This is a genomic window from Hydrogenophaga sp. 70-12 (assembly GCF_001897365.1).
GTDB classification, from domain to species: Bacteria; Pseudomonadota; Gammaproteobacteria; order Burkholderiales; family Burkholderiaceae_C; genus Hydrogenophaga; species Hydrogenophaga borbori.
On record NZ_MKSS01000056.1, the window covers coordinates 1 to 3,357 of the forward strand.

General features: G+C 71.2%; 3 protein-coding genes. All 3 read right to left on the reverse strand.

Annotated features, from left to right (window positions below; genetic code table 11):
• Window positions 1–273 (reverse strand): response regulator (locus BGO22_RS03865; RefSeq protein WP_286849104.1); only part of this gene is annotated, 273 nt, incomplete at its 3' end.
• Window positions 274–301: 28 nt separating this feature from the next.
• The gene (locus tag BGO22_RS03870; protein ID WP_286849106.1) at window positions 302–2,548 is read right to left on the reverse strand and encodes a sensor histidine kinase; all 2,247 of its coding nucleotides are present in this window, start codon (window positions 2,546–2,548) and stop codon (window positions 302–304) included.
• Between the two features lie 34 nt (window positions 2,549–2,582).
• The coding region (locus tag BGO22_RS03875; RefSeq protein ID WP_353744339.1) for a DUF4390 domain-containing protein at window positions 2,583–3,357 on the reverse strand (775 nt) is incomplete at its 5' end.

The window sequence follows — 3,357 nt, forward strand, 5'->3', positions numbered from 1 at the left end:
CTCGACGGCGGTGTCGATGGTGGCGTGGCCGCTCATCATGATCACCGGCATGGTCAGCAGGCCGGTGCTGCTCCACTCCTTGAGCAGGGTCACGCCATCGGTGTCGGGCATCCAGATGTCGAGCAGCACCAGGTCGGGCCGCATCTGCTGGCGCAGCGAACGCGCCTCGGCCGCATTGGCCGCCAGTTCGACGGCGTGGCCTTCGTCGTTGAGGATTTCGGACAGCAGGTCCCGTATGCCCAGTTCGTCGTCTACGACCAGAATCGTTGCCATTGCGTGCGGAGTCCCTCGGTACCTGTTGTCAATTTGCAACTGCGAATGATAACGACACTTGCGCGCCGATGACGCGCCCTTCCGTCACGCGGTTCGACAAGTCCACGCGGCCGCCGTGTTCGTCCATGATCTTCTTGACCACGGCCAGGCCCAGGCCGGTGCCCTTGGCCTTGGTGGTGACGTAGGGCTCGAAGGCGCGTTTGAGGATGTTCTCGCCAAAACCGGGCCCGCTGTCGGACACCACCAGGCGCACCCATTGGCCGCTGTCCGAGCGGCGGGTGCGCAGCAGCACCTCGGCGCCGGCCATGCCGCCCATGGCGTCCTGGGCGTTCTGCACCAGGTTGTGGACGATCTGGCGCACCTGCTGCGCGTCGGCGCGCACCTTGGGCAGGCCGTCGGCGAGCTCGCAGCGCACGGGCACGGCGGCGTTGTCGTAGAGGCTGAGGATGTCGCGCACGGCGGCGTTGAGGTCCAGCGGCGCGAGCTGGGCCGCGGGCAGGCGGGCGTAGTCGCGGAATTCGTTGACGAGGCGCTTCATGGCCTCGACCTGGTCGCCGATGGTGCGCACCGACTTGTCGAGCAGGGCCTGTTCGGGGGGCTGCAGCTTGCCGTCCAGCTTCATGGCCAGGCGCTCGGCCGAGAGCTGGATGGGCGTGAGCGGGTTCTTGATCTCGTGCGCCAGGCGGCGCGCCACCTCGCCCCAGGCCTTGGCGCGCTGGGCCGAGACGACCTCGGACACGTCGTCGAAAACCAGCAGGCGCTGGTTGTCGGGCAGCAGGGCGCCGCGCGCGATGAGGGTGATGCCCTGCTCGAAGGGCGAACCCTCGCTCGCACTGAGCTCGAAGGACTCCTGCCAGTAGCCGCCCTCGTGCGGCGAGTCCTCGGCCAGGAAGCGCTCGAACTGCTGCAGCACGCCGCCAGCGATCTGCTCCAGGCCGGGCACCTGGTCCAGCGGCTGGCCGATGTGCGCGTTCAGCGCGGCGTGCAGAATGCGCGCCGCGCCGGGGTTGGCGCTGAGCAGGCGGCCCCGCTCGTCGAACACCAGCACGCCAGCGGTGAGGTTGTCCAGGATGGTCTGCAGGTTCTCGCGCGCGGCGTCCACCTGTTCCATGCTGTGCTGCACCGCTTCGCGCGCGTCGGACAGGTCCTGCGTCATGAGGGCGAAGGTGCGCGTGAGGCCCGCGAGCTCGTCGCGCGAGGGCAGCGCGGCCTTGGGCGCGAGGTTGCCGGCCGCCACCTCGCGCATGCCCTCGGCCAGCACGATGAGCGGACGGATCAGCTGGTTGCCCAGCAGCACCGCCAGCAGCACCGCGCCGAACACGGCCAGGAACAGCGCCAGCGTGAGCGTGCCGATGTACATGCGGCGCAGGCCGTCGCGCGCCAGCGCGCGCTCCTGGTACTCGCGGTTGGCCACCTGCACGGCCAGCGCGTCCACGATCAGCGCCGAGGGCAAGGCCGCCGAGACCTGCAGGTAGCGCGGCTCGGCGTTGACGGCGAAGCTGGGCGGGTTCACCAGCGCCAGCACCTTGATGCGCGCCTGGCCCGCGGCCAGCGCGGCGTGCAGGTCGCCGCCTTCGCCCTCTTCCAGGCCCTCGACCTGCGCCAGCACGCGGTTGGCGCGCGCGTTGCGCAGGGTGGCGGGGCTGGGCCGCTCGGGCGCGAGGTCGAAGCGCGAGCTGCCCGAGCTGCCCAGGAGCTGGCCGGTGGCGCCGAACAGCACCACGTCGCTGGCGTCGAGCTGCTCGCGCACGCGGTCGAGCGCGAGCACGGCGCCGCTGTTGCTCTGGCGGGCCAGGCCGTCGGCGGCCAGGCGGGTCTTGTTCGACAGGTCGGCCACCAGTGTGTCGAGCGTGGTGCGGCCCAGGTTCAGGCCCGCGCCCAGCGCGGACTCCACGCGCACGTCGAACCAGCTTTCGATGGAGCGCGAGACGAACTGGTAGGACACCGTGTAGATGAGCAGCCCGGGCAGGATGCCCACCAGGCCGATGATGGCGGCGAGCTTGACCAGCAGCTGGCTGCCGAACTTGCCACGCTTGAGGCGCATGAACAGCCGCGCGCCCAGCCACAGGATGACCAGGCCCAGGCCCACGGCGGCGGCCACGTTGATGCCGACCAGCAGCTCGAAGTTGCGTTCGTAGAAGACGCTGTTGCGCGTGCCCAGGGTGAGCAGGAACAGCAGCACCATGCCCAGGCCGGTCATGAAGATCAGGCCGGCGACCACCGCCCAGCGGGTGGCGGCGGGCTTGCGCGAGTGGGGCGGGGTGAGGGTGTTCACGGCACGGAGGGCGTGCGGGGCGGCGGCACGGGGCTCAGCGGGACGGGGATTCGGCGGCGGGCGCCTCGCCGCCGGCCTTGGCCTCGGCGGCGGGGGACGTGGCGCGCGGCTCGGCCGGCGCGGGCAGCTCGGGCGTGGCGGCCTCGGGCACGCCCAACTCGCGCTCCAGCGCCATGGACCATTCCTCCTGGTTGCCCAGGCCGATCTGGAAGGGGCGTGGCAGCAGGCTCAGGTCGAGGCGGAAGCCGAACTCCACCAGGTGGGAGGCGCCCGGCTCCAGCTGCGCGGCGTCGGCCAGCCGCCAGCGCGAGACGCGGCCCACCGCAGCCAGTGCCTCCTCCAGGGTGTCGTGGTTCTGGTGCAGGGCGTAGGGCAGGCCGGCGCCGCCGCCGGTGCCGCCACCGGCCTCGGTGGAGATGCTGACGCGCCAGCGGCGGGTCAGCGGCTGGTAGGCCAGGCGCAGGGTGCGGGTGGCGCCGGCCACGCGTTTGTTGGTCCAGTACCAGCGTTCGCGCAGCACGTCGGCCTGCCAGACAAAGTACAACGGCACGCCTTTGATCAGGGCGTCCTGCACGGCGCCATGCGGGCTGAGCTCGAAGCGAGCGCTCAGGAACAAGCCGTCGGAGGTGCGCTGCAGGGCAAGCTGCTGCACCTGGGGCGGCTGGGCGCGGGCCAGCGCAAGGGCCAGGACGGCCAGCGCCAGCAGCAGCCAATGCCGGGGGCGAAGAAGGCCTCGGACCCGATCAGACGCCGCGGGCCTTGTCGAAGCGTGCGTAGAAAAAGCCGTCCGGTCCACCCGGGGCATTGTC